The 4197-nt window shown below is 25.5% G+C and carries 3 protein-coding genes and 1 pseudogene; all 4 read right to left on the bottom strand.

What is annotated here, in order from left to right:
* Positions 1-319 (bottom strand): annotated as a pseudogene (locus tag KHW44_RS07000) (hypothetical protein); the annotation flags it as partial.
* 100 nt (positions 320-419) lie between these two features.
* Entirely contained in the window at positions 420-2048 is a 1629-nt protein-coding gene (locus tag KHW44_RS06995) for an ABC transporter ATP-binding protein (protein WP_304067684.1), read from the bottom strand.
* A 1-nt stretch (position 2049) separates the two neighbouring features.
* Positions 2050-2316 (bottom strand): CXXX repeat peptide modification system protein, encoded by a 267-nt coding sequence (locus KHW44_RS06990; RefSeq protein WP_304067681.1) that lies wholly within the window; start codon positions 2314-2316, stop codon positions 2050-2052.
* 1 nt (position 2317) lies between these two features.
* Positions 2318-4197: radical SAM peptide maturase, CXXX-repeat target family (locus KHW44_RS06985; protein WP_304067679.1), on the bottom strand; the 1880-nt coding region annotated here is incomplete at its 5' end.

Raw genomic sequence — 4197 nt, 5'->3', positions numbered from 1 at the left:
ATATTGGTAAACCTATTGAGCGAGTTCTGTAACCTTCTGTATTAAATTCTGCATAATTTGAACTAACTGATTCTAACAATAAGCCTTGTTCTATAACTTTTGGACTTTCGTTATTATTTTGTGCACTTTGATAATCAAAATATAACCTACCATTATCTACAATGATGTATTTCTGAACTTCATCTCCTATTTTTTCAATATCACTATAGCTCAAATTTTCTCCATCGGATGCTGCTACATTATTATTAGGTAAGATAAGTACACAAATAGCCAATACAAAAATTAACCCTAAAAATATTTTTTTTAATTTTTCTTTCATTAACATATCTCCTTTACGCTACTAACGCTTTTACTGCCTTATTTCTAATTTAATTTTATAGTAGTTAGAAATTTATTTCAGCTAACTTTTGTGAATACTTTTATATTGAAATATTTTTATCAGGCATTAAAAATATTCCATCACATATCCTTTGTATTTCATATTCATGTGAAATTATTATTAGAATATTATTCTTACTTCTTTCTTTTATTTTAGAAATTACTTTTTCCTTCATCTCTTGATCCAATCCAGATAATACTTCGTCCAATAAAATCAAAGAATATCGACCAATCATCATCCTAGCCAGCTGAATTTTTTGTTGTTCTCCTTTTGATAAAGTGTCTTTCAAATTTTTAGTACTATATTTTTCAATTCTTTTTAATTCTAAGAATTGAATTATTTTTTTTAAATATAATTCATCTACCTTCTTTTTCTCGAATAATGTAATATTAGAATTTAGGTTTTCACGTAATATAAATGGTTTGCTTTCTATAAATAAGACTTCATCTCTTAAATCTTCATCTTTAATATCACTTATTTCGATGTCATTTATTAAGATTTCACCTTCATAATCAGTATAAAGTTTACTAATTAGGTTAAAAATTGTTGTTTTACCAGATCCATTTTCTCCAACTATTCCATATAAACCAGGCTTCGATATTTCAAATGAAAAATCTTTCAATATGTATCCATCATCATATTTAAATGAAACATCTTTAAATTTTAGGCTAGTTACTTTTGATAATTTCTTTCCATCAATTTTCTTTTCATTGTCATGATACATAATTTTCCTATATCGTTCTAAATCTACAATAACTTCATTAAAAGATAAGTTTAAATCACCAATTTTTTTAATTGACGAATGTAACTTTTCCATATAACTACTAAAGGCAACTATATTTCCCAATGTCAAATTTCCTAATATTATTAACCTCGCCGAAGTAAATAAAATTAGAGAACTTAAAATAATAGTTATCAAATCTTGTAAACTCCTTACAGTCATATTTATCTTCAAATTAGACATAGATACATTTTTTAAATCCTGAAGCTTATTTTTATAATTTCTTTTAAATGTTTTTTCCAGATTATTTAGTTTTATTCCAGTTAAATTTGAAATCGTATCTACAAGATAATCTGAATATGCATCTAATTTTGTAATATAGTATCTTTGTTTACTAATAATAGTATTTTTGAATATATAGTTAATTCCGTAGGTCAATGGAAGTAATATAATCGCAATTATAAATAACTTTAATGATATCCTAATCATAATATAAGCAGATATAATGATGCTAAACATAATCATAACTATGCTTGAAAATAAATCTATATAGAAACTGACTATTTTATCGCCTGTATTTTCTATTCTACTTACAAGTTCTCCTTCACCATACGAATTTAAAAATTCATATCTTGTATCTAAAATTTTAGCGAACATCGCTTCTTTTATACTATTTGAACAATCTATAGATAATATATTGCCTATCCATTCCTCCAAAATACTGCTTAAACTTTGAAATATATTTAAAAATAGACTTATGAGAATAAACTTTAATACTAATTGCAAATCTTTTATTACTATCAAATCAATAATTTTCCCAAATACATAAGGAATCGCCATACTCGCAATTATTCCTAATAGTATGACTATTATTAAATATATAATTTTCTTTTTCTGTGGTAATATAAATTTATCAATTATTTTTTTGTGTTCACTCCAATCAAACATATTATTCATCTACTAAATATACTTTCCTAGATTTAAAATCAATTGACCAAAAAGAATTTTCAGTACTTTCCCAAATATATTTATCGGATGTATCTCTCCACCATTTCTCATATTCTTCTACTATGTTTTTATAATCTCTATCTACTTCTTTATAAATTTCTTGACTTTCAGATAAAATATTCAACAGGTTTTCTAATGCTATTTTCTTTTCAAGAAGCTCTTCTATATTACTACATTCTTCCTGTGTTAATGTTCCAACTTCTTTCAACTTAGCTATCCTCCAAGTATTTCTTGTTTAAAATTCCATTTACAGGATTTTTTTCTAAAACATCAACAAATGGATCTAAATAATTTAATGGTTTTATATGTCTATCAAAGTCCATTAACTTTGATAATTTTTTCTGTAATTCGTAAGAGACTATATATTCAATACTAGATTTTACACATGAATTCTTAGAAGGTATATTAATTTCATTTGTATTTATATAATTTTCAAAACTACAAGAATTACAATGACAAACACTGCATTTATTGCAAAGTGGAGAATATTTTTCTGAGTATAAATGTCTATTGTATTTCTCTTTTATTCCATCTTCTAAGCTTCCTATATAATCCAAAGGAAAATTAAAGTAAAATTCTGGACAAACATAAAACTTTTCGTTGCTAGCAAGGGTATAAGAATTTAATCCACTATCACATAATTCTTTTGTCTTCATAAATAATTCATCAGTTATTACATTCAGTTCTTTAATTATTCCTTTATTCACATATTCGTAATAAATATAATCAGAAATATTCTTTAGTTGTTTTTCATATAGGTTATAATTGAATTGTTTATCAATATCTAATATATTTAGATTAATCCTGTTAGTCTTATTGAATAATTTTGTTATAAAAGTCTCCATATCACTTAAACATTTAGATGATATATTTAGAATTATATTTTCTTCTAGTTTCATATTTCTTACAAACTCTTCATCATCAGGATATTCAATTGTAAGGATATAGTTATTAGTTATTTTTCTTATGCTATCTTGATTTCTTATTGAGCAATAGTGAAAAATATTATGTCCTTTTAAGTCTATCTCTTTGAAATTTAAATTGAGTCCATAATTACTATGTATGAATACTGGTCTTAGAAAATTATTTTTAGCATATTCTAATCCTTGCATTATTGTTTCATTAGACATAATAGAAGGATCACTTCTATCTTCACTACTAGCACAAGTTCTTACGGGTGAATTAGATAACAAAAAATAAAGTTTATCTCTTCCTCCGTTATTAATTTCTCTTTCTATTCCATACCTATTATATAGTTCTGCAAAGTAGTAGTTATTTGCTCTTATTCTTGCTTTATGCATTTTACAAATATACTTTGCCTTTTGAAAATTTGTGTTACTATCTGCAGAGTCATAATTATGACCAAAACATGAAGTACATCCACTTGCAATCCTACAGTTAAGACACTCCTCATCAGATTGAAGTTTTGTATTTAACAGATAATAAGGTCTTATTTTATCAAAGTCTATACCATTCTCTACATCACCAATTACAACTTCTTTTTTATTGTTAAGTGAATAATCTTTATATCTCATACATGGATACAATGATCCATCAGGACCAACTGCAATCATCTTTCCAGCACCACATGAAGCTGTTTCTAATATTTCTCTACTATTTGGAAAACCTATAGATTCATCAAATAAAGTACAAGAATATTTATCAAATAGTCTATTTTCCAGGATATAGTCTGCCAATTCAATTAACTGGTCTTCAAAAATTTTTTCATCTCCATCTTGCCAAACATCTTCAAATACTACATTTGCTGCTACATCAGATATTCCTAATTCCCATAAATGGATTATGCTATCTTTCAAATATTTTAAATCTTTACTTGAAAAAGTAACTTTGGTAGAAGCTTGAAATTGATTTTTGTACAGTTCTATGTTTTTTATTATTTCATCATAAGAACCTTTTCCATTTGGGAAAACTCTGTGCATATCATGTTTTTCTTTTGTACCATCTAAGGTAATTGCAATTTCAAGTTTTCCTTGATTTTTCTTTATAAAATCTTGTACTTCTTTACTAGCATAATTAATCCCATTTGTCGTTATATTAATCCTATAATCCCAATACCATTCATCATTTA

Source organism: Finegoldia magna, from assembly GCF_018371055.1.
Classification (GTDB): domain Bacteria; phylum Bacillota; class Clostridia; order Tissierellales; family Peptoniphilaceae; genus Finegoldia; species Finegoldia magna_I.
The sequence above is the reverse complement of the archived record's forward strand: the minus strand, read 5'-3'. Positions and strand labels throughout refer to the sequence as shown.

Bases quoted from the DNA above. Each gene is read 5' to 3' on its own strand.
- KHW44_RS06995 (WP_304067684.1), bottom strand. From the start codon at position 2,048: ATGTTTGATTGGAGTGAACACAAAAAAATAATTGATAAATTTATATTA.